Below are 21,105 nucleotides of genomic sequence, written 5' to 3'. Positions count from 1 at the left end.
TAACGAAAACGCCGGACGGCCTCAGGCGGTCGCCTTGTCGATGTACTTCACAGCATCGCCGACGGTGAGGATCGTCTCGGCTGCGTCATCCGGAATTTCAACGCCGAACTCTTCTTCAAAGGCCATGACCAGCTCGACGGTGTCGAGGCTGTCTGCGCCAAGATCATCAATGAAGCTAGCGCCTTCGGTCACCTTGTCGCCTTCGACGCCCAGATGTTCGACAACGATTTTCTTAACGCGTTCTGCAGTATCGCTCATGAGAGAACCCTCGACTTTCTGAATTTCCGATCTTCGTTAGCCGCACGAATGCCGCTAATCAAGCGAAATGACGACTAAAGCGCCGATACGATCGACGCCCAGTCTGTTATGTTCCGTTAACGATGCACTCTGTGCATGCGGCGTGCGGAACGGCTTCGAGCGGGCGCTTATCACGATTTTAGCGCGCGCGCCAAGAGGTATTCCGCGTGTCCGCGCTTATGGGGAAAGACGCCTCAACCACTCCTCCCAAAGGTCCAGTCACGAAACAGGAATCGCCACAGGACCGGATTTCCGGATGGCTGGAGCCCTTTATTTCCGTGCCCTGCAGGCTTCTCACACCGCGCACCGAGAAAGGACGCTAGCCTGGCTGCCTGATGATTTTCGGCAGTGGTTTCACCTATAATCTCGTGCAGACTTAGTGTGGAGAAACCGAAGTCGAGCAGAGCGCACATGACTTCAACGGCGCAGCCGTAACGCCCCCACAGATCCGCAGAGAGTTCAATACCCAGTTCACCGCTACCCTGTGGACAATTGGCGGTGCGAACACCCGCACAGCCAACCACCCGTCCGATTCTGCGTTCGACAATGGCAAACTGGTAGTTCCGGCGCGGATGCTCCTGCGCCCATGCGCAAAACAGCGCAACGAGTTCGGCTGGATCCCCCGCTTCCTGTCCCGCATTTCTGCGAGCGGACACAAAGCGGGGGTCTGACTGGTAAGCGGCCAATGCCGGAATGTCGGCGGGCTCGAAATCACGTAGATCAAAGCGCCGTGTGGAGAGCCCGTCCATTGTTGATCCTGCACAAGCCGTATTCAGATCATTGCCATGCCACCATTAACGTGCACGGTCTGGCCCGTGACATAGGAGGCCTCGTTGGAGGCGAGGTATGCTACAGCGGACGCTATTTCCTCACCGCTGCCCATGCGTTTCATGGGAATGGCGCCCATGATCGCGTCGCGCTGCTTGTCGTTGAGCTTGTCGGTCATGGCCGATTCGATGAAGCCGGGGGCAACGCAGTTGACGGTGATCGACCGGCTGGCGATTTCCTGGGCAAGCGACTTGGAAAAGCCGATCAAACCCGCCTTTGAGGCACAGTAATTCGCCTGACCGGGATTGCCGGTAACGCCGACAACGGAGGTGATGTTTATGATGCGGCCGAATCGGCGGCGCATCATCGGGTGTGTCAGTTCGCGCGTCAGCCGGAAGACCGATCCAAGATTGATTTCCAGAACCTGATCCCAGTCATCGTCGCTCATGCGCACGAAGAGGCCGTCGCGGGTGATGCCGGCATTGTTGACGAGGATATCGACCCCCTCAAGTTCCGATTCCGCCTTTTCGGCCAACTGTTTGACTTCATTGCGGTCAGACAGGTTGGCGGGAAACAGCCTGACGCGATCACCGAGATCGGCGGCAAGCGACTCCAGCTTTTCAACCCGCGTGCCGTGCAGGCCGACAACGGCACCCTGGGCATGCAAAGTGCGCGCGATGGCCTCGCCGATGCCGCCGGACGCCCCTGTCACCAGTGCCTTGCGGCCGCTCAGATCAAACATGGCCTTGTCCTTTTCAATCACCTAAATTCTTCGTTGTATAAGCGGCCCGGCTCAGCCGAGTGCCGCCATTGCCGCTTCGATATCTGCCGGTGTGTTAACCGGGACTGCGGCAAGATCACGGTTGATGCGACGGGCGAGACCAGACAGCACCTTGCCGGAGCCGATTTCATAAAGCGTCTCCACGCCGTTCTCTCCAAACCAGTCGATGGTTTCGCGCCAGCGCACACGACCCGTGACCTGCTCGACCAGTCGTTCGGCTATCTCTTCGGGATCCCTCAAAGGCGAGACGGTGACATTAGCCACCACCGGAACGGCCGGGGCGTGTTTCCTGACACCGGCGAGCGCTTCTCGCATGGCCTCGGCAGCCGGCTGCATGAGCGCGGAGTGGAAGGGTGCGGAAACCGGTAGCATGATCGCGCGTTTGGCACCCTTTTCCGACGCGAGCCTGGCAGCCTCCTCGACGGCGCTCCTGGCACCGGAAATCACGAGCTGTCCGCCGCCATTGTCATTGGCGATCTGGCAGACGCCTTCCTTTCCGGCAGCAGAGCAGACCGCTTCCACGTCTGAAGCTTCGAGACCGATGATCGCGGCCATCGCCCCTTCGCCCACCGGCACGGCAGCCTGCATGGCATTGCCTCGAATGCGCAAAAGCCGCGCGGTGTCAGCCAGCGAGAATGTGCCGGCAGCGCACAGGGCAGAATATTCACCAAGCGAATGACCGGCCACGAAGGACACTTTGTCCCTAAGCGAAAGACCGCCCTTCTCCATCACCCGCATAGCGGCGATTGAAACGGCCATCAGCGCTGGCTGTGCATTGGCGGTGAGTGTCAGTTCGTCCTCAGGACCTTCCCACATGATTCTGGAAAGTTTCTGGTTGAGCGCGTCATCAACCTCCTGGAAAACGTCCTTTGCCTCGCGGAACGCATCGGCCAGATCGCGCCCCATGCCGACAGCCTGACTTCCCTGACCTGGAAAGGTGAAAGCGATGCCCATCGCCAAATCTCCGGTATTCGTCCTTGTCGGGCGCATCTGGTGACGCAACACAATCGGCGCGTCAAGCTTTTTGGGCGTTTTCGGTCCCCGAGAGCCGTGACATGAAAACTCCATAATTGAGGAGAGATGTATCGCTGTTCCGCCCCAATTCCGGTGGCGTGCAGGGGTATTTTAGACATGTCTTTTAAAGCAAACGGGCCGCGACAGCAGGAAATTGCACCTCGCCGCAGGCTTACGCTCGCGCAGATCTTGGGCTTTGTTTCCGTGACACTCTTCATTTCCACGGAAGTGGCAACCGCTTCCGCTGCCGGGATATGGGGGCTCTCCGGATTACTGCACCTTCAGACCGTCGGCGAGATCATTCTGTCGGTGATCATCGGCATTCCCGCGCTTTTTGCGATGGTGCGCTGCGGGCAACTCGCCTTCGCTGCGGAGACCGACCCGGAAAACAACTGAGCCGGGCGAAGGGAAGAAAAACCGTCCGTTCATGTCAGGAACTGTCAGCGAGCAATCGCGTGCGCTGGCAAGCGGGCTGCATAATGTCTATATGTGCGCGGCCTGCCAAAGCCCCGACATGACGGACTTTTCCCATGACGACAGCTCTTTCCATCAAAGATCTTTCAAAGACCTACGACACTGGTGTGACCGCACTGAAATCGGTCGACCTCGATATCAGGCGCGGCGAGATACTCGCGCTGCTCGGCCCAAACGGGGCCGGAAAAACGACGATGATCTCCATCGTCTGCGGGCTGGTAAAGCCCACTACCGGCACGGTAACCGTGGAAGGCAATGATATTGTCCAGAACTACCGCCAGGCGCGACAGTTGATCGGGCTCGTTCCCCAGGAACTGCACACCGAAACCTTCGAAACGGTCTGGGCAACGGTAAGCTACAGTCGCGGCCTTTTCGGCAAGAAGCCGGCGCCGGCGCTGGTCGAGCAGATCCTGCGCGACCTCTCACTTTACGACAAGAAAGACAGCCAGATCATGGCTCTCTCGGGCGGCATGAAACGGCGCGTGATGATCGCCAAGGCCCTGGCCCACGAGCCGCGCATCCTCTTTCTGGATGAACCGACCGCGGGTGTCGACGTGGAACTGCGCAAGGATATGTGGCGGCTCGTCAAGCGCTTGCGGGATACCGGTGTCACGATCATCCTGACCACGCACTATATCGAAGAGGCGGAAGAAATTGCCGACCGGGTGGGTGTCATCAACAAAGGGCAGCTGCTTTTGGTCGAGGAAAAGGCCGAGTTGATGCGTAAACTCGGACAAAAGCAGCTCACGCTGGATCTACAGAAGCCACTGAACGCGTTGCCGGCACAGCTTTCCGGATACGATCTCGAACTCGCCGATGGCGGCACGCGGATCATCTATCATTACGACACACAGGCGAAACGGACGGGAATTGCCTCCCTGTTGTCGGCGCTGAGCGAAGCCGGAATCACCGTCAAGGATCTCGATACGGAACAGCGCTCGCTCGAAGACATTTTCGTGAGCCTCGTGGTGGAGGAAAACAAGTGAATTTCGAAGCCGTCAAATCCATCTATCTCTTCGAGATGGCCCGCATGAAGCGCACGCTTCTTCAAAGCGTGATTTCGCCCGTGCTCTCCACCTCGCTTTATTTCATCGTCTTTGGCGCGGCGATCGGCTCGCGCATCGAGGAGATCGACGGCGTCCAGTATGGCGCGTTCATCGTTCCCGGGTTGATGATGCTGACGCTGTTGCAGAATTCCATCTCCAACGCATCGTTCGGCATCTATTTTCCAAAATTCATCGGCACGATCTATGAGGTTCTCTCGGCACCGATCTCCTTTTTCGAAATCGTGCTTGGCTATGTGGGGGCGGCTGCAACCAAGTCGCTGATCCTCGGCCTCATCATCCTGGCTACGGCGCATCTCTTCGTCCCCATAGAAATCAGGCACCCATTCTGGATGCTGTTCTTCCTGGTGATGACGGCGGTTACCTTCAGTCTGTTCGGCTTCATCATCGGCATATGGGCCGACAATTTTGAAAAACTTCAGCTGATACCGCTTCTGGTGATCACGCCGCTCGTCTTCCTTGGCGGATCGTTCTACTCCATCGAGATGCTGCCGGAATTCTGGCAGAAGGTGACGCTTGCAAACCCGGTGCTCTACCTTATCAGCGGTTTCCGCTGGAGCTTTTACGAGACTGCAGATGTGGGGATTGGCGTGAGCATCGCCATGATCTCCTTCTTCCTTGCGCTTTGCCTTGGTGCCATCTGGTGGATTTTCAAGACTGGTTACAAGCTCAAGACGTGACGCGCTATCGCAGGGTCTTCAAATGGTCTTTGGACTCCCTGCCGGTTTCGAGGGTCAGGACCTATTGCAAAGCGTTCGCCGGTTTCGGCGACCGTCACCAGCCGATCAGTGAGAAAACTGCGGAAATCGTTGCGTTCATGGCATCGCTGGAGGCCGGCGTCGTCCGGCTGCAGCGCAAGCGAATACTCAAGCAGAATGCTCCGACCATGGCGCGCGCTTCCTTACGCCAATGTTTTTACAAAACCCTGTTTTCCACATCACCGCTGCATCGGCCATTTTTCAGCAGTCCCTGACCGAGATACTTGAAATGCCAACATCTGTTTCTCCCCAGAGTGGTACTCTTGTACAAATCGCCACCGGCTCCGGTCATGGTGAGACCTGCGCCGTTGTGTCGTTTCTGGAGGGCTACGGCCTCCATCCTGTTGTGCTGGGTTTCCAACTGTGCTCGGTTTTGTGGACACATACGACAGCGTTTGGCGGCATGCCCATTTGTGTTCCGTCTCAGGAAGCAAATGCCGCTATCGCACTGTTACACAGCACCATGACCGAAAGCGATGCCACCGAAGGGGCACCCGTATGCAGCAGCTTGCGGGTCATCTGGCATGTCGTGGCCATGTGTCTCTTTTTCGTGCCTCCCCCTCCCCGAGGGGTCACCTATCCTGATCGTGTTATCGTCCGGTCCCGGAGTCCCTTGCATCCTGCAACAAACCCTGTATAAGCGCGCGATCTGCCGGTCTCAGCTGGGGGCTGAACGGAGGGCCGTGCGCTTTTCTCGATTTCGCGAAGCGTACGCTGTGAAGACAGGTTCTTCCGCCTCCCGTGTCTCCGCTCTCGACCGTCCAACGCGCTTTTCTTCGGCCCTTCAGGGACAAGACTAGTCGCAGAGGCTTAGCCGCTGGGCCGGTGGATGGAAACGAAGAAAGGCAAGACAATGGCACTTTACGAACACGTGTTTCTTGCCCGGCAGGATCTCTCGCAGCAGCAGATCGATGCCCTTGTGGAACAGTACAAGGGTGTGATCGAGGCTGGTGGCGGCTCCGTTGGCCGGGTTGAAAACTGGGGGCAGAAGTCCCTCGCCTACCGGATCAAGAAGAACCGCAAGGCTTACTTCACCCTCATGGACATCGACGCTCCGGCTGCGGCCGTAAAGGAAGTCGAGCGCCAGATGGGCCTGTCGGAAGACATTCTGCGCTTCATGACCATTCGCGTCGACGCGCATGAGGAAGGCCCTTCCGCGATGATGCAGCGCCGCGACGACCGTGGCCCGCGCCGTGACGACCGTGGCCCGCGTGGCCCGCGCCGCGACGACCGTGGCCCGCGCCGCGATCATGACCGCGACAGTAACAAGGAAGGCTCCGAATAATGGTCGACATCAACCAGATCCCGACGCGGCGCCCTTTCCACCGTCGCCGCAAGACCTGCCCGTTCTCCGGCGCCAATGCACCGAAGATCGACTACAAGGACGTGAAGCTCCTGCAGCGTTACATCTCGGAGCGCGGCAAGATCGTTCCCTCCCGCATCACGGCAGTCAGCCAGAAGAAGCAGCGTGAGCTGGCCAAGGCCATCAAACGCGCCCGTTTCCTGGGCCTTCTTCCCTATGTGGTGAAGTAAGACTTTTTGGCGCGGGCGGTTTTCCGCCCGCCCCCTCTACCGCGGCGGGCGCGGAAGAGGCTTTTCAAATCCCGAGTTGGGGCAGATGCCCCTAACTGCCACGACGGGCAGGACAGCGACTTTCATGCCGCATGCCGGCATTCCCGTTTCTGACCTGCCTTGACGAAATTCCGGCGCAAAGCGCCGATGACAAAGGACAGAAACGATGGACGTTATTCTCCTTGAGCGTATCGCCAAGCTCGGCCAGATGGGCGACGTGGTGAAGGTCAAAGACGGCTACGCACGCAATTTTCTCCTGCCCAAGGGGAAGGCTCTGCGCGCGAACGAAGCCAACCGCAAGAAATTCGAGAGCCAGCGCGTCGAGCTCGAAGCGCGCAATCTGGAACAGAAGAAGGAAGCCGAGGCTGTTGCAGAGAAGCTCGACGGCAAGTCCTTCGTCGTCGTTCGTTCGGCTGCCGAGACCGGACAGCTCTACGGTTCGGTTGCCACCCGCGACATCGTCGAGATCCTGGCTGAAGAAGGCTTCAAGATCGGCCGCAACCAGGTTGAGCTTAACCAGCCGATCAAGACCATTGGCCTGATCAATGTGGCCATTGCACTTCATCCGGAAGTCGAGGTCACCGTGACACTTAATGTTGCGCGTTCGAGCGACGAGGCCGAGCGTCAGGCGCGCGGCGAAACGCTGGATTCGGCTGAAGCCATCTACGGCGAAGACATCAACGACAGCGCGCGTCCGGACGAGTTCTTCGATCCAGAAGCCGAGTATGAAGATGACGATGCAGCGGCCGAAGAGACGGCCGTGGAAGAGACCGACGAAAACGCGTAAATCACGCGTTTCGGAGATTGGAAGCCGGGCGCTCATGCCCGGCTTTTTTTGTGCTGGCCATCGCGTTATTCAATTGTTTTGATCCTGGCTTGCATGCCTTGAATGTTTCGCGCAAACGGCTTGGATTTCAGCGGTTCTTCCGGCCCGGAATGGCAAGAAGCGGCAAGAGCATGTAGCTGACTGCAGACCAGCAGGGGCCTCCCCCCTTTTCAACCGTCTCAAAATTGTTTCATACTTGCGGCCTCCCGAGACTTTTGGGGGTTATGCGATGAACTGGTTGCTCGAAAAAATCCTTTCTCGCCTCGTCCGCAAAGGAGAGCTTTCCGTCACCGATGCGGCTGGGAAAACACATGTTTTCGGGGACGGGAGCGGCGATCCCGTCCACATCGTCATTCATACCAAGGCTGCCGAACGCGCCATTGCGATCGACCCGACACTGGCTGTCCCCGAACGCTATATGGACGGCGAGATTGACATCGAGGAAGGCGATATTCTCACCTTCCTTCAGATCGCCTATGCGAACATGGACGAAATAGGCTCGCAGCTTTTCCTGGTCAGGCTGGGAGAGGCGCTGCGCCACCCCTTCCGCCGCCTGCAGCAATGGAACACCGCTGCGCGCTCGAAACGCAACGTCCATCGACATTACGATCTTTCGGAGGAGCTATACCGCCTCTTCCTCGACGAAGACATGCAGTATTCCTGCGCCTATTTCGAAACGCCGGAGGTCTCGCTTGAGGAAGCACAAAGGGCCAAGAAACGGCATATCATGGCGAAACTGGCACTGGGTGCGGGACAGAAAGTCCTGGACATCGGATGTGGCTGGGGCGGTCTGGGCCTCGATATTGCCCGTCAGTTCGACGCCCATGTTCTGGGCGTGACGCTCTCAGAAGAACAGCACCGCGTGGCCACTCAAAGAGCCCAGAAGGAGAAACTCTCCGACAGAGCACGTTTCGAGATTGTCGATTACCGTTCCCTGAAGGGCCCTTTCGACCGAATCGTTTCGGTGGGCATGTTCGAGCATGTGGGCATCAACCACTATCGAACGTTCTTCGACCAGAGCGCGCGCCTTCTGGCCGATGACGGCGTGATGCTGTTGCACACGATAGGACGTTCGGCGCCGCCAGCCGCGACCAACGCGTTCATTCGCAAATATATTTTCCCGGGAGGCTATATTCCGGCACTTTCGGAGATGATGCCGGCGATCGAGCGGTCAGGGCTGATCGTCACCGACATCGAGATCCTGCGGCTGCACTATGCCGAGACCCTGAAACACTGGCAGGCGCGCTTCCAGAAAAATCGTGCCAAGGCGGTCGAGATTTACGATGAGCGTTTCGCCCGCATGTGGGAGTTTTATCTCGCAGGCTCGGAGGCCTCGTTCCGCTGGCAGGAAATGGTGGTCTTCCAGATTCAGCTTGCCAAGAAGCGTGAAACCCTGCCCCTGACCCGGACCTATATCGGCGAAGCCGAAAAGCACCTCGCTGATGCGACCGGAAAAAGAACGGGGAAATTCAAGCAGGCGGCGGAATAAATTCCACGAGCCCTGGTGCGATTCGCGTGCCGCTTCACTGCAGTCGCGGTCAAGCTAATCTTGAAACTTGCCCACAGCTGAGACCTGCAACTGTGAATCGCGGTCACAGACCATCTCCGAGCTTTCACCTTCTCCCAAGAAAAGGTACGAAAGACGTTCGGGGTGCCGGGGCTTCATGTCTATCATTGTCCGGGCACACGTGGCGAAATCATACCGGAAGAACAAGAGCAAATGGCAGAGGCGGCAGTCCGCAAGCTTGAGACCGCGGAAACCCAGCTTTATCGAGAAGCACCAAACAACATCGAAGCCGAGCAGGCGCTGCTTGGCGCGATCCTGGTGAACAATGACGCGCTTTACCGTGTTTCCGATTTCCTCAAACCCGTTCACTTCTACGAGCCCCTGCACCGCAAGATTTTCGAGGTTGCAGGCGAACTCATCCGCATGGGCAAGACCGCAAACCCGGTCACGATAAAGACGTTTCTGCCTGCCGAGGAAAAGGTCGGCGAACTGACCGTCGCGCAGTATCTGGCACGCCTTGCGGCGGAAGCCGTCACCATCATCAATGCCGCCGACTACGGCCGGGCGATCTACGATCTGGCCATCCGCCGCGCGCTGATCACCGTCGGCGAGGACATGGTGAACATCGCCTATGATGCGCCGGTGGACATGGCCCCGAACAAGCAGATCGAGGATGCGGAGCGGCGTCTTTTCGAACTGGCGGAAACCGGCCGCTACGATGGTGGCTTCGAGAGCTTTGGCGATGCCACGAAAATCGCCGTCGACATGGCGAATGCCGCATTCATGCGCGACGGGCACCTCTCGGGTATTTCGACGGGCCTGCGTGATCTCGACGCGCGCATGGGCGGGCTCCAACCTTCGGACCTCATCATCCTCGCCGGTCGTCCGGCCATGGGTAAAACCTCGCTGGTGACCAACATCGCCTTCAACATTGCGGCAGCCTATGAGCCAGCTCAGCAGGCAGACGGTTCTTACGCCGCGGCGAATGGCGGTGTTGTCGGTTTCTTCTCTCTGGAAATGTCGTCCGAACAGCTCGCCACGCGTATCATATCCGAACAGACCGAAATCCCCTCCTCCAAGATCCGCCGCGGCGAGATCACGGAAAGCGATTTCGAGAAACTCGTGGCCTGCGCCCAGACCATGCAGAAGATTCCGCTTTTCATCGATCAGACGGGTGGTATCTCCATCGCCCAGCTCGCAGCCCGTGCAAGACGTCTCAAACGCCAGCGTGGCCTCGATGTCATCATCATCGACTATGTGCAGCTCATGCAGGGGTCTTCCGCGAAATCTGCGCAAAACCGCGTTCAGGAAATCACCGAGATCACCACGGGCCTCAAGGCGCTCGCCAAGGAGCTTTCTGTGCCGATTATCGCGCTGTCGCAGCTCTCGCGCCAGGTGGAGTCACGCGACGACAAGCGCCCGCAGCTTGCCGACCTGCGCGAATCGGGTTCCATCGAGCAGGACGCCGACGTTGTGCTTTTCGTCTATCGTGACGAGTACTATCTGAAGAACAAGGAACCGAAACCCGGTACCGAGGAGTATCTTCAGTGGGAAGCCGAGATGAACGAAGTGCGCGGCAAGGCCGAAGTGATCATTGCCAAGCAGCGCCACGGCCCGACGGGCACCGTACAGCTTGCCTTCCAGGGCGAATTCACACGCTTCTCGGACCTTGCAGAAGAGGACCGCATGCCCGAGCGTTTTGAGTAATAGCGATATGATCCATACCGATCCGCAAGTGCGCGGCGCCGACCCCCGTGTGGCGGGAGGGCGACTTACGGTCGACCTCGATGCGCTGGCGGCCAATTACAGGTTCCTGGCGGAACAGTCGACACCGGCGGAAGCCGGAGCCGTTGTAAAGGCGGATGCCTATGGGCTCGGAACGGGTCCGGTGGTGGAAGCCTTGGTCGCCGAAGGGTGTCGAAAATTCTTCGTCGCCCTCCCCGAGGAAGGGCTTGCCGTTCGCGCGTCGGCTCCGGAGGCCGACATTTACGTCTTCAACGGTCTGTTCAGTCCTGAAGCAGCCTCATTCTACCGTGAAGGACGGCTTCTGCCGGTTTTGAACTCGCAATCGGATCTGGCTATCTGGGAGGCGCATGGCTGGGATGACGGGGACACGCCGCGCCCCTGTGCCCTTCATGTCGAAACCGGGATGAACCGTCTCGGGCTTTCGGCTGATCGCGCCAATGTTCTGGCGCAGGAAAACGCGCTGACCGGAGCACTGACCCCGCGCCTCATCCTTAGTCATCTGGCTTGCGCCGACACGCCAACCCACCCAATGAACCAGCAACAACTGGAATCATTTCAGGCACTTCGCGCACTTTTTCCAGATGCCGAATCAAGTCTGGCGAACTCTGCGGGCATTTTTCTCGGTGGCGAATTTCTGTGCGATGTGACGCGGCCTGGCGTGGCACTCTATGGTAGCAATCCGCTAAGCGATGGGCTCAATCCCATGCGTACAGTCGTGCGTGTTCACGCGCGCATTGCTCAATTGCGGCATGTGCCTGCTGGCGGCACTGTCAGCTACGGCGCAACACCTCTCAACCGCGACACGCTCGTTGCCGTGACCGCCACGGGCTATGCCGATGGATACCATCGCTCAGGTTCCGGCGCTGGTGTGCCATTGCGCAACGTTCTGCAAGAAGGCGCATGCGGTTTCATCGAGGGGCAGCGCGTACCTGTTCTCGGTCGCATCACAATGGACCTGACGCTGTTCGACGTCACCGATCTTGGTCCTGATGCACTGCAGATAGGCGACTTCATCGAGCTCGTGGGACCGAATATCCCGGTAGACGATCTTGCGTCAGCGTGTGGAACGATCTCCTATGAACTGTTGACTGCGCTCGGACATCGCTTCGAGCGTCATTATATTCACAGCGGAGATGGTGCCTGATGGCGCGCGCGCGCGTTCAGTTCATCTGCCAGAACTGCGGCACGGTGCACGCGCGCTGGGCGGGAAAGTGTGATGGCTGCGGTGCCTGGAACACGCTCGTCGAGGAAGGCACCTCCAGCGGGATCGGTTCCGGCCCCCAGGCGGCCTCGCGCAAGGCCCGCAAGGGGCGTGCGGTGGCGCTGACCACGCTTTCGGGCGACATTGAGGACGCCCCGCGAATCACCACCGGCATTGGCGAGCTCGACCGGGTGACCGGCGGCGGCTTCGTGCGCGGCTCGGCGCTGCTGGTCGGCGGCGATCCGGGCATCGGCAAGTCCACCCTGCTCACCCAGGCTGCGGCCGCCCTTGCCTCGCGCGGTCATCGCATCGTTTATGTGTCGGGCGAAGAGGCAGTTGCGCAGATCCGCCTGCGGGCCCAGCGCCTTGATGTGGCACAGCAGCCGGTGGAACTGGCAGCCGAAACCAATGTCGAGGATATTCTGGCCACGATCGAGGATGGCAAGCGGCCCGATCTCGTCATTCTGGATTCCATCCAGACGCTGTGGACCGACATGGCCGAGTCTGCACCCGGCACGGTGACGCAGGTGCGCGCCTCGGCCCAGGCCATGATCCGCTATGCGAAATCCACAGGCGCCGCGGTGGTTCTTGTGGGGCACGTAACCAAGGAAGGCCAGATCGCAGGTCCACGCGTGGTGGAACACATGGTGGACGGGGTTCTCTATTTCGAAGGTGAAGGCGGACATCACTACCGCATTCTGCGCACGGTAAAAAACCGTTTTGGGCCGACCGACGAGATCGGCGTTTTCGAAATGGGCGACAAGGGCCTGCGCGAAGTGTCAAACCCATCGGAGCTGTTTCTGGGGGAGCGAAGCGCCGCCGCACCAGGCGCCGCCGTATTCGCTGGTATGGAGGGAACAAGGCCGGTTCTTGTGGAAATCCAGGCGCTCGTCGCGCCCTCCCCGCTCGGCACGCCGCGCCGCGCCGTGGTGGGGTGGGATTCTGCCAGACTTTCCATGGTTTTGGCCGTTCTTGAGGCGCATTGCGGGGTGCGGTTTGCAACCCATGATGTGTATCTGAACGTGGCGGGCGGCTACCGGATTTCAGAGCCTGCAGCAGATCTGGCGGTTGCGGCGGCGCTGGTATCCTCGCTCACCGGGCTTGCCCTGCCCGCCGATTGCGTCTATTTCGGCGAAATCAGCCTTTCGGGAGCTGTCAGACCCGTTGCACATGCAGCGAGCCGTCTCAAGGAAGCCGAGAAGCTCGGTTTTGCCCAAGCGGTCATGCCGCCGGGGAATGAGGACGGATCGGGCGGGATAGCATCGCGGTCCGCACGCCCTGAAGCGCTGGCCGAACTTGTGGCTCGGATCGCGGGCTCCAAGGCGGAGTAGCTGGGGCGGCCTGGCGGGGCGGTTTGAACAGATCGATTGGCGGCACAGTGGCCCGAAAGACGAAGAAAATGACCTTGCGGGGGCATCCTATCTGCCAAAGGAGTAGGGGTGACAATGCCAATCACGTTGCTTGACGGAATTCTTGTCGGCTTCACGCTCGTTTCGGCCATGTTGGCCATGGTGCGCGGTTTCTCACGCGAAGTGTTGTCGATCGCCTCGTGGGCGGCGGCGGCGGTGGCAGCTTATTATTTTCATTCGCTGGTTCTGCCCTACGTCACGCCCTATATCAGCAATGACATGTTGGCCCTGGCGGTTGCAGCAGCGGTCGTTTTCCTCATTGCGCTGATCGTGGTGACGATCATCACGATGAAGATCGCGGACTTCATCATTGATTCGCGGATCGGTGCGCTCGACCGCACGCTCGGCTTCCTCTACGGTGCCGCACGCGGTATTCTGGTGGTGGCTGTTGCGCTGCTGTTTCTCAACTGGCTGATGGGTGCGAACCCGCCCAGCTGGGTAGCGGAAGCCAAATCCCGCCCGTTGCTGGACGGCGTGGGCCAATGGATCCAGGGAATGCTTCCGGATGATCCGGACAATTCGGTTTTCGACCGCCTCACCGATGGGGTATCCGGCGAGAGCGAAACCGCAAACTGACGGTCACAGGCCGTCTGTGTCACAATGAAAGGGCGGCCAGAAATGGCACTGGAAGACAATTTGCCTCTCGCAGGCGAAGCGGACGACCATTTTCATGATGAATGCGGCGTCTTCGGTATATTCGGGCGCAGTGACGCGGCGGCGATCGTAACGCTTGGCCTGCACGCCCTGCAGCACCGTGGACAGGAAGCAGCCGGCATCGTCTCCTTCGATGGCACCCAATTCCATGTCGAGCGGCATATCGGCCTGATCGGCGATACTTTCACCAAACAGTCGGTCCTCGACCGCCTGAGCGGAAGCCGCGCCATCGGCCACACGCGCTATGCGACGACGGGCGGCTCAGGCCTGCGCAACGTCCAGCCCTTTTTCGCCGAACTGGCTGATGGCGGACTTGCGATCGCTCATAACGGCAACATTACCAACGCCATGACGGTGCAACGCAAGCTGCAGAAGGAAGGGGCGATCTTCTCGTCCACTTCCGACACCGAGACGGTGCTGCACCTGGTCGCCACCAGCAAGGAACGCGACACCAATGCGCGTTTCATCGAGGCCGTGCAGCAGATTGAGGGCGCTTTCTCGATTGTTGCGCTTACATCGAAAAAAATGATCGGTTGCCGCGATCCGCTGGGTATACGCCCGCTGGTTCTGGGCGATCTCGACGGCGCCTATATCCTGGCCTCGGAGACCTGTGCGCTCGACATTATCGGCGCGCGGTTCGTGCGCGATTTGAAACCGGGCGAAATGGTGGTCGTGACGGAAAAGGGTATCGAGAGCTTTTTCCCGTTTGAAAACAAAGAGAACCCTCGGTTCTGCATTTTCGAGTATGTGTATTTTGCGCGCCCCGACTCTCTTGTCGAGGGACGCAATGTGTATGAGGTGCGCAAGGAAATTGGTGCCGAGCTCGCGCGCGAAATGCCAGTCGAAGCTGATATTGTCGTTCCGGTTCCGGACTCAGGCACACCTGCCGCCATTGGCTATGCTCAGGCCGCAGGCCTTCCCTTCGAACTGGGAATCATACGCAACCACTATGTGGGACGTACCTTCATTCAGCCGACCGATTCCATCCGCCATATGGGTGTGAAGCTGAAGCACAACGCAAATCGCCGCTGCATTGAGGGCAAGCGGGTTGTGCTGGTGGATGATTCCATCGTGCGCGGCACAACAAGTCAGAAGATCGTGCAGATGGTGCGCGATGCGGGCGCAGCCGAAGTGCATATGCGCATCGCCTCCCCGCCCACACGTTCGCCCTGTTTCTACGGGGTAGACACCCCCGAAGCCACGAAGCTTCTGGCATCACGCATGTCGATCGAGGAGATGGCGGAGTTCATTCGGGTGGATTCGCTCGCCTTCCTGACAATTGACGGGCTCTACCGCGCGGTTGGCGAGGCGGCACGCAATTCAGAGCAGCCGCAATATTGCGACGCCTGCTTCACCAAGGACTACCCGACGCGGTTGACCGATCACGACAGCACAGACAATGTGCGCACGCTTTCCCTTCTCGCAGCAGGCGGTCAATGACAGACACCAAACCAGACTTGAAAGGCCGGCTGGCTCTTGTCACCGGCGCATCCCGCGGCATCGGCTATTTTCTGGCAAAGGAGCTTGCAGCGTGTGGCGCGCATGTCATTGCAGTGGCGCGCACTGTCGGTGGTCTTGAAGAACTCGACGATGAGATCAAGGCTGCAGGCGGCGAAGCCACGCTTGTTCCGCTTGACCTGAGCGACATGGCCGGCATCGACCGTATCGGCGGCGCTATCCATGAGCGCTGGGGCAAACTGGATATCCTGGTTGCCAATGCCGGCGTTCTCGGCGTGATCGCGCCGCTTGGCCATGTGGAGGCCAAGGTCTTCGAGAAGGTCATGAACATCAATGTGACCGGCACCTGGCGGTTGATCCGGTCAGTGGACCCGCTGCTGCGTGCTTCAGATGCGGGACGCGCCATCGTGATGTCATCGGGAGCGGCACATTCCGCGCGCGCATTCTGGGGGCCCTATGCAGCCTCCAAGGCGGCTGTTGAGGCGATGGCACGCTCCTGGGCCGATGAAACGAAGAACATGTCGTTGCGGGTCAATTCCGTGAACCCAGGCGCTACGCGAACCGCCATGCGCGCACAAGCCATGCCGGGCGAAGACCCCGAGACATTGCCGCACCCGTCTGAAGTGGCTGCCAAAATCCTGCCGCTTGCCAGCCCCGAACTGGCAGAAACAGGACTGATCTTCGATGTGAAGAAGAATCGCTTCACTCGCTATCAGATGCCTGAATGAAGCGGATACAGGCTCGGTTTCAAACCAGACTTCACGATTGACCTGCGGAACGCATTCGTTACCTTTCCACCCGGCAGCGGACGAAGAGACCGCGCCGCGAGGGGCTGCGGAAAGGTCTGCGTCTTCGACGTGACCGACCGAACATTGAGAATTATGCCGGGCTGCGCCCAATGGTAAAGGACCGGCGATTGGGAGATGCGGCATGATACTGATCATCGAATTCGTGCTGCTTGTTCTGGCGGTGTGGGCCGCCATGGCAGGCATCGTCCAGTATCGCCGCGGTGTCAGCTTTCACCAGGCGGCCTTGCATGCGCCTTTGAAGCTCGTATTCCGCATCAGCGATCGTGAGATCGATTTGGCGCGGAAAGCCGAAACCCCGGTGATCTATGCAGTTTGGCATCAGTCCAGCCTCGACCCTGCGACGATGCTTGCACTGTTGCCGGACGACACGCTGCATATTCTGGACGAAGCATCGGCAAAGTCACCACTTCTCGAGCCCTGGCGCGCGCTCGCCCGCACGATTGCCTTCAACGCGCATCATGTTTTCGTCAGCCGCAGGCTTGTGCGCCGCCTCAAAGGGAATGGTCGACTTGCCGTCTACATGCCTGACGACACGGAGCCGGACACCAAGGCGTTTCGCCTGTTTCGTGCCGTCGCACGGATTGCGCTCAAGGCCGAGGCAAACGTGGTCCCTGTCTATATGGAGCGGCGCGGGTTGGTACCGGCGCGCCACGTACGCACCCTGCCTCCGATGACGATCGAGGCCTTGATCGCACGCTCTGGCAGGGAAGACATGCGCGCTTCCGAAGCCCTCTTTGGCCGAATGATCGAGGTTCGTGGCGCCCCTGCGCCAACAGTCGAGACCTGATACGGGAAATTACGTCGGGCCGTCACCGGCTTCTTCTGCAACTTTCCTGTCTTCCAGTTCCGCACGGCGGGCGTAGGCCCGCATGCTGAAAACAAGAAAAACCAGATAACCAAGCGCTGAGACCGTCAGGGTCATCCAGGTAAAGCTGGTTAGAAGAAGCACGTAGAGCGCCAGCCCCAGAATCAGTGGAAGAACATATTCACGCGGGACACGGCTCCCTGAGCTCTTTCCCGAATAGACCGGCAAGCGGCTCACCAGCAGGAAGCCGATCAGAACGGTATAGGCCGATGCGGCAAAGGCCATGGTGGTATCCGGCGCAATGCCGAGAAAGCCCAGGTAAACTGGCAGGAGCACAAGCGCCGCTCCGGCAGGCGCGGGAACACCAACAAAATAATCCGTGTGCCAGGCGGGCCGTTCCGGATCCTCAAGCATCACATTGAACCGCGCTAGCCTCAGACAACAGGCGATGGCAAACAGGAGCGCTGCAATCCAGCCGAGTGCGCCAGCCCTGTCCAGAACATAGGCATAGAGGACAAGCGCCGGGGCGACACCGAAATTCACGATGTCGGCAAGTGAATCCATCTGTGCGCCGAATTTCGACGAAGCCTTGAGCATGCGCGCCACACGCCCATCCACCGCGTCAAGAAAAGCAGCAATCAGCACCATGACCACCGCCGTTTCGACACGGTGCTCGAAGGCCAGTCGTATACCGGAAAGCCCGGCGCAAATTGCCAGAACGGTTATGACGTTCGGCACCAGCATGCGCAACGGAATTTCACTAAGTTTCGGCCCGCCCCCGCCATGCGGCTCGAATGGTGGAAAGGGCCCGGCCATCAGGAAACCCTGACGATGGGCTGCTTGAGGTCATGCCCGAAAGCGGCGATCACAGTTTCGCCGCCAACGGCGGTCTGACCTATGGCAACCTGTGGCACCGCGCCTGAAGGGAGATAGACGTCGACACGGGACCCGAAGCGGATCAGGCCGAAACGCTCGCCGACAGAGATCTGGCCGGGTGCTTCTGCCCAGCAGACAATGCGTCTTGCGACCAACCCCGCGATCTGCACCACCGGAACCGGGCCGTGGGGACTCTCGATCACCAGACCGTTGCGCTCGTTCTCGGTGCTCGCCTTGTCGAGCTCGGCATTGAGGAAACGGCCCGGGCGATGCTCGATCAGCGAAATCCGGCCGCGTACCGGCGCGCGATTGATGTGGCAGGAGAAGACATTCATGAAAACGGAAACGCGGGTCATCTCCCCGTCGCCCATGCCAAGTTCCGCAGGCGGGACGGCGGGGCCCACGAAGGACACCACGCCATCCGCAGGCGCAATCACCAGACTGTCGTCAACCGGGGTGACGCGCTCGGGGTCACGGTAAAAGTAGATGCACCAGGCCGTGAGGATCAGACCGATCCAGAACAACGGCCCCCAGATCAAACCCAGTACAATCGTAGCGCCCGCAAAGGCCGCAATAAATGGGTATCCCTCGCGGTGGATCGGCACCAGAGTGTTGCGGATCGTGTCAATCAGGCTCATGGGCGGCCACTTTCAAATCGAATGAATGTGCCGCCTTGGTAACGGAATCCGGGTTCTCCCGCAACGCATCAACAGGACTGCCGGCCCGTTTCCAACACCTGCGTGTCCTTTCGATACACGTCAGCGAGCTGCGGGATGGCCACTAATATGCTGGCTTCCGGCGAACCACGATGCCCAGTTCATCGGTTTCACGCGCCTTGCGCAGGCGTTCCTCGGCCTCGGTTGCTTCGCGCTGCCTGTTCCACATTTCGGCGTACAGGCCGCCAGCCGCAAGAAGATCTCCATGGCGTCCCCGTTCGGCTATCTCTCCGCCTTTCAACACGATGATCTCATCTGCATTGATCACGGTCGACAACCGATGCGCGATCACCAGTGTGGTCCGCCCGCGGCTGACGGTGTCGAGCGCCGTCTGAATCTCCTGCTCCGTATGCGTATCAAGGGCTGACGTGGCCTCGTCAAGCAGGAGAATGGGTGGTGCCTTGAGGATCGTGCGGGCGATGGCGACACGCTGCTTTTCACCGCCAGAAAGCTTTAGCCCGCGCTCACCGACCATCGTGTCATATCCTTCCGGCAAACTCTCGATGAACGAACCGATCTGAGCCAATTCGGCCGCCTTGCGCACCTCTTCATCGCTGGCGTCAGGCCTGCCGTACCGGATATTGTAGGCAATGGTGTCGTTGAAGAGCACCGTATCCTGTGGGACCATTCCGATAGCCGCGCGCAGACTTTCCTGCGTCACATCCTTCACATTCTGCCCGTCTATTGTGATCTCACCGCTCTGCGCATCGTAGAAGCGGAAAAGAAGGCGTGAGATGGTGGACTTCCCTGCACCGGAAGGGCCGACAACGGCGACAGTCTTTCCGGCCGGGATTTCGAAGCTGATGCCTTTGAGGATCGGCCGTTCAGGATCATAGGAAAAACGCACATTCTCGAAGCGGACGTCGCCCTCCTCAACGGTGAGTGTCTCTGCATCGGGCCTGTCGGTGACCTCAGCACGAACGTCAAGCAGATCGAACATCTGCTCGATATCGGTCAGGCCCTGCCGGATTTCGCGATAAACAAAGCCGATGAAGTTCAGAGGAATGGAAAGCTGCATCAGCATCGCGTTGATGAAAACGAAATCGCCAACCGTCTGTGTACCGCGCATCACCTCGTAGGCCGACAGCCCCATGGCGGCGGTCATGCCCAGCCCCAGAATGACGCCCTGACCGAAATTGAGCCAGCCCAGCGATGTCCAGGTGCGGGTTGCCGCATCCTCGTAGCGCGCCATGGACCGGTCGAAACGCCGGGCCTCCATCGCTTCGTTATTGAAATATTTGACCGTTTCGAAATTGAGCAGGGAATCGATGGCCTTGGTGTTGGCATCGGTATCCGAATCATTCATCTGCCGACGAATTCCGATGCGCCAGTCACTCGCTCGGATCGTGAACCAGGTATAGAGCCAGACCGTAACGGCGATGATCGCAACGTAGACCCAGCCATAGGCGAATGCGAAAATACCCGCGGCGAGAACGAACTCGAGAACCGTGGGTATCGAGTTCAGGATCGTGAAGCGGACGATCGTGTCGATACCCTTGGTGCCACGCTCGATGATGCGCGACAGCCCGCCCGTGCGCCGCTCCAGATGGAAGCGCAGCGACAACTGATGCATGTGGACAAAGGTGCGGTGGGCAAGCTGGCGTACCGCATGCTGCCCCACACTTGCAAAAAGCGCATCGCGCAACTGGTTAAAACCAAGCTGGACCACACGCACGACATTGTAAGCCACGACCAACATGATCGGTCCGGCCAGAATGGCGGGTAGGAAGCCGGGCGCCTCGCCTTCACCGGACAGGACGTTGGTGGCCCATTTGTAAAAATACGGAACAAAGACAAGAATGACCTTGGCGAGCACCAGGAAGAATGCGGCGATGACTACACGCCGTTTCAGATCCGCCCGGTGGGACGGCCACATATAGGGCCAGAGATTGCGCAAGGTCTGGAAAGTCGAACCCTCGGCGGATACGGTTTTACTGGTCATTCGCTTCGGCCTCGTGGTTTGATTTTCTGCTTTTCTTGGCGTCGATGCAGGTCTGCGTCAGATGCGCCAGGGCTTCGGTCAGGCTTTGGAGAGCTTCTGTGTCGACCTCATAGCGCGAACTCTGACGCTGTGGACGCACATGCACGAGCCCCGCATCCACGAGCACTTTCAAGTGCTGGGAGACCGTCGACTGCGCGAGGTGAAGGTGTCTCACCACATCCTTGCAGCAACATGCATCATAGCCCGAAAGATGCTTGAGTATCTCTATGCGTGCAGGATGAGACAGCGCACTCACACCCCTCGTGATGGCGTGATGCGCGCAGCACGTGTCCGGCATAGTTCTGGGCATGGCTGAACCTTTCATCGTTCATCGGCGATATACGATGAAAGGTCTCGCGATTTCAAGGCAAAGAAAAATTTTGTTGTCG

23 protein-coding genes are annotated in these 21,105 nt (G+C 59.2%); 15 read left to right on the top strand and 8 right to left on the bottom strand.

Features of this window, described 5'->3' with window-relative positions:
• Window positions 1-21: 21 nt before the first annotated feature.
• The 4 genes from HF949_RS09540 to fabD form a co-directional block, all read right to left on the bottom strand.
• Window positions 22-258, bottom strand: a complete 237-nt coding sequence (locus HF949_RS09540) for an acyl carrier protein (protein ID WP_007007691.1) — start codon at window positions 256-258, stop codon at window positions 22-24.
• Between the two features lie 233 nt (window positions 259-491).
• Complete coding sequence (locus HF949_RS09535) at window positions 492-1,046, bottom strand: GNAT family N-acetyltransferase (protein ID WP_292894346.1); 555 nt, start codon at window positions 1,044-1,046, stop codon at window positions 492-494.
• Window positions 1,047-1,069: 23 nt separating this feature from the next.
• Complete coding sequence (fabG, locus tag HF949_RS09530) at window positions 1,070-1,807, bottom strand: 3-oxoacyl-[acyl-carrier-protein] reductase (protein ID WP_292894343.1); 738 nt, start codon at window positions 1,805-1,807, stop codon at window positions 1,070-1,072.
• 51 nt (window positions 1,808-1,858) lie between these two features.
• Window positions 1,859-2,800 (bottom strand): ACP S-malonyltransferase, encoded by a 942-nt coding sequence (gene fabD / locus HF949_RS09525; protein ID WP_292894340.1) that lies wholly within the window; start codon window positions 2,798-2,800, stop codon window positions 1,859-1,861.
• A gap of 177 nt (window positions 2,801-2,977) precedes the next feature.
• On the opposite strand from fabD, the gene HF949_RS09520 reads away from it, so the two are divergent.
• The 15 genes from HF949_RS09520 (at window position 2,978) to HF949_RS09450 (ending at window position 17,125) form a co-directional block, all read left to right on the top strand.
• Window positions 2,978-3,256 carry a hypothetical protein gene (locus tag HF949_RS09520; protein WP_292894337.1) on the top strand — a complete coding sequence of 93 codons (279 nt, stop codon included), beginning with the start codon at window positions 2,978-2,980 and terminating at the stop codon, window positions 3,254-3,256.
• Between the two features lie 134 nt (window positions 3,257-3,390).
• Window positions 3,391-4,320 (top strand): ABC transporter ATP-binding protein, encoded by a 930-nt coding sequence (locus tag HF949_RS09515; protein WP_292894334.1) that lies wholly within the window; start codon window positions 3,391-3,393, stop codon window positions 4,318-4,320.
• Entirely contained in the window at window positions 4,317-5,078 is a 762-nt protein-coding gene (locus HF949_RS09510) for an ABC transporter permease (RefSeq protein WP_065818315.1), read from the top strand. Before HF949_RS09515 ends, HF949_RS09510 begins: the two co-directional genes overlap by 4 nt.
• Window positions 5,042-5,371: a hypothetical protein gene (locus HF949_RS09505; RefSeq protein ID WP_292894330.1), complete on the top strand. Its 330-nt coding sequence runs from the start codon at window positions 5,042-5,044 to the stop codon at window positions 5,369-5,371. The genes HF949_RS09510 and HF949_RS09505 overlap by 37 nt, the downstream gene beginning before the upstream one ends.
• 638 nt (window positions 5,372-6,009) lie before the next feature.
• Window positions 6,010-6,441, top strand: a complete 432-nt coding sequence (gene rpsF / locus HF949_RS09500) for a 30S ribosomal protein S6 (RefSeq protein ID WP_292900103.1) — start codon at window positions 6,010-6,012, stop codon at window positions 6,439-6,441.
• The gene (rpsR, locus tag HF949_RS09495; protein ID WP_002963610.1) at window positions 6,441-6,689 is read left to right on the top strand and encodes a 30S ribosomal protein S18; all 249 of its coding nucleotides are present in this window, start codon (window positions 6,441-6,443) and stop codon (window positions 6,687-6,689) included. The genes rpsF and rpsR overlap by 1 nt, the downstream gene beginning before the upstream one ends.
• Before the next feature lie 205 nt (window positions 6,690-6,894).
• Complete coding sequence (gene rplI / locus HF949_RS09490) at window positions 6,895-7,515, top strand: 50S ribosomal protein L9 (protein WP_292893579.1); 621 nt, start codon at window positions 6,895-6,897, stop codon at window positions 7,513-7,515.
• A 268-nt stretch (window positions 7,516-7,783) separates the two neighbouring features.
• Window positions 7,784-9,043, top strand: coding sequence for an SAM-dependent methyltransferase (locus HF949_RS09485; protein WP_292893576.1), 1,260 nt, complete (start codon window positions 7,784-7,786; stop codon window positions 9,041-9,043).
• Between the two features lie 231 nt (window positions 9,044-9,274).
• Window positions 9,275-10,768 (top strand): replicative DNA helicase, encoded by a 1,494-nt coding sequence (locus tag HF949_RS09480; protein WP_292893573.1) that lies wholly within the window; start codon window positions 9,275-9,277, stop codon window positions 10,766-10,768.
• A gap of 7 nt (window positions 10,769-10,775) precedes the next feature.
• Window positions 10,776-11,951 (top strand): alanine racemase, encoded by a 1,176-nt coding sequence (gene alr / locus HF949_RS09475; RefSeq protein ID WP_292893571.1) that lies wholly within the window; start codon window positions 10,776-10,778, stop codon window positions 11,949-11,951.
• On the top strand, window positions 11,951-13,339 hold the full coding sequence (gene radA, locus HF949_RS09470; RefSeq protein WP_292893568.1) for a DNA repair protein RadA: 1,389 nt from the start codon (window positions 11,951-11,953) through the stop codon (window positions 13,337-13,339). The genes alr and radA overlap by 1 nt, the downstream gene beginning before the upstream one ends.
• A 114-nt stretch (window positions 13,340-13,453) precedes the next feature.
• Window positions 13,454-13,993 (top strand): CvpA family protein, encoded by a 540-nt coding sequence (locus HF949_RS09465; RefSeq protein ID WP_292893566.1) that lies wholly within the window; start codon window positions 13,454-13,456, stop codon window positions 13,991-13,993.
• A 42-nt stretch (window positions 13,994-14,035) separates the two neighbouring features.
• Window positions 14,036-15,511, top strand: a complete 1,476-nt coding sequence (gene purF / locus HF949_RS09460) for an amidophosphoribosyltransferase (protein WP_292893563.1) — start codon at window positions 14,036-14,038, stop codon at window positions 15,509-15,511.
• Window positions 15,508-16,257, top strand: coding sequence for an SDR family NAD(P)-dependent oxidoreductase (locus HF949_RS09455; RefSeq protein WP_292893560.1), 750 nt, complete (start codon window positions 15,508-15,510; stop codon window positions 16,255-16,257). Before purF ends, HF949_RS09455 begins: the two co-directional genes overlap by 4 nt.
• A gap of 202 nt (window positions 16,258-16,459) precedes the next feature.
• Window positions 16,460-17,125, top strand: coding sequence for a 1-acyl-sn-glycerol-3-phosphate acyltransferase (locus HF949_RS09450; RefSeq protein WP_292893557.1), 666 nt, complete (start codon window positions 16,460-16,462; stop codon window positions 17,123-17,125).
• A gap of 9 nt (window positions 17,126-17,134) precedes the next feature.
• On the opposite strand, the gene pssA is transcribed toward HF949_RS09450, so the two are convergent.
• The 4 genes from pssA to HF949_RS09430 form a co-directional block, all read right to left on the bottom strand.
• Window positions 17,135-17,959: a CDP-diacylglycerol--serine O-phosphatidyltransferase gene (gene pssA / locus HF949_RS09445; RefSeq protein WP_292893555.1), complete on the bottom strand. Its 825-nt coding sequence runs from the start codon at window positions 17,957-17,959 to the stop codon at window positions 17,135-17,137.
• Window positions 17,959-18,657: a phosphatidylserine decarboxylase gene (locus HF949_RS09440; protein WP_292893552.1), complete on the bottom strand. Its 699-nt coding sequence runs from the start codon at window positions 18,655-18,657 to the stop codon at window positions 17,959-17,961. Before HF949_RS09440 ends, pssA begins: the two co-directional genes overlap by 1 nt.
• A gap of 142 nt (window positions 18,658-18,799) precedes the next feature.
• Complete coding sequence (locus HF949_RS09435) at window positions 18,800-20,677, bottom strand: ABCB family ABC transporter ATP-binding protein/permease (protein WP_292893549.1); 1,878 nt, start codon at window positions 20,675-20,677, stop codon at window positions 18,800-18,802.
• Window positions 20,667-21,026 carry an ArsR/SmtB family transcription factor gene (locus HF949_RS09430; RefSeq protein ID WP_292893546.1) on the bottom strand — a complete coding sequence of 120 codons (360 nt, stop codon included), beginning with the start codon at window positions 21,024-21,026 and terminating at the stop codon, window positions 20,667-20,669. The genes HF949_RS09435 and HF949_RS09430 overlap by 11 nt, the downstream gene beginning before the upstream one ends.
• Window positions 21,027-21,105: the final 79 nt, after the last annotated feature.

It is taken from the genome of Nitratireductor sp., from assembly GCF_017794765.1.
GTDB lineage: Bacteria > Pseudomonadota > Alphaproteobacteria > Rhizobiales > Rhizobiaceae > Nitratireductor.
The sequence above is the reverse complement of the archived record's forward strand: the minus strand, read 5'-3'. Positions and strand labels throughout refer to the sequence as shown.

Excerpts from the sequence above, each read along its gene's own strand:
- HF949_RS09520 (WP_292894337.1), top strand. The coding sequence starts at position 2,978 with ATGTCTTTTAAAGCAAACGGGCCGCGACAGCAGGAAATTGCACCTCGC.
- fabD (WP_292894340.1), bottom strand. The coding sequence starts at position 2,800 with ATGGGCATCGCTTTCACCTTTCCAGGTCAGGGAAGTCAGGCTGTCGGC.
- HF949_RS09455 (WP_292893560.1), top strand. The coding sequence starts at position 15,508 with ATGACAGACACCAAACCAGACTTGAAAGGCCGGCTGGCTCTTGTCACC.
- rpsR (WP_002963610.1), top strand. The coding sequence starts at position 6,441 with ATGGTCGACATCAACCAGATCCCGACGCGGCGCCCTTTCCACCGTCGC.
- rplI (WP_292893579.1), top strand. The coding sequence starts at position 6,895 with ATGGACGTTATTCTCCTTGAGCGTATCGCCAAGCTCGGCCAGATGGGC.
- HF949_RS09465 (WP_292893566.1), top strand. The coding sequence starts at position 13,454 with ATGCCAATCACGTTGCTTGACGGAATTCTTGTCGGCTTCACGCTCGTT.
- HF949_RS09485 (WP_292893576.1), top strand. The coding sequence starts at position 7,784 with ATGAACTGGTTGCTCGAAAAAATCCTTTCTCGCCTCGTCCGCAAAGGA.
- HF949_RS09450 (WP_292893557.1), top strand. The coding sequence starts at position 16,460 with ATGATACTGATCATCGAATTCGTGCTGCTTGTTCTGGCGGTGTGGGCC.
- HF949_RS09540 (WP_007007691.1), bottom strand. The coding sequence starts at position 258 with ATGAGCGATACTGCAGAACGCGTTAAGAAAATCGTTGTCGAACATCTG.
- pssA (WP_292893555.1), bottom strand. The coding sequence starts at position 17,959 with ATGGCCGGGCCCTTTCCACCATTCGAGCCGCATGGCGGGGGCGGGCCG.
- HF949_RS09440 (WP_292893552.1), bottom strand. The coding sequence starts at position 18,657 with ATGAGCCTGATTGACACGATCCGCAACACTCTGGTGCCGATCCACCGC.
- HF949_RS09430 (WP_292893546.1), bottom strand. The coding sequence starts at position 21,026 with ATGCCCAGAACTATGCCGGACACGTGCTGCGCGCATCACGCCATCACG.
- radA (WP_292893568.1), top strand. The coding sequence starts at position 11,951 with ATGGCGCGCGCGCGCGTTCAGTTCATCTGCCAGAACTGCGGCACGGTG.
- rpsF (WP_292900103.1), top strand. The coding sequence starts at position 6,010 with ATGGCACTTTACGAACACGTGTTTCTTGCCCGGCAGGATCTCTCGCAG.
- purF (WP_292893563.1), top strand. The coding sequence starts at position 14,036 with ATGGCACTGGAAGACAATTTGCCTCTCGCAGGCGAAGCGGACGACCAT.
- HF949_RS09515 (WP_292894334.1), top strand. The coding sequence starts at position 3,391 with ATGACGACAGCTCTTTCCATCAAAGATCTTTCAAAGACCTACGACACT.
- HF949_RS09480 (WP_292893573.1), top strand. The coding sequence starts at position 9,275 with ATGGCAGAGGCGGCAGTCCGCAAGCTTGAGACCGCGGAAACCCAGCTT.
- fabG (WP_292894343.1), bottom strand. The coding sequence starts at position 1,807 with ATGTTTGATCTGAGCGGCCGCAAGGCACTGGTGACAGGGGCGTCCGGC.
- HF949_RS09435 (WP_292893549.1), bottom strand. The coding sequence starts at position 20,677 with ATGACCAGTAAAACCGTATCCGCCGAGGGTTCGACTTTCCAGACCTTG.
- HF949_RS09535 (WP_292894346.1), bottom strand. The coding sequence starts at position 1,046 with ATGGACGGGCTCTCCACACGGCGCTTTGATCTACGTGATTTCGAGCCC.
- alr (WP_292893571.1), top strand. The coding sequence starts at position 10,776 with ATGATCCATACCGATCCGCAAGTGCGCGGCGCCGACCCCCGTGTGGCG.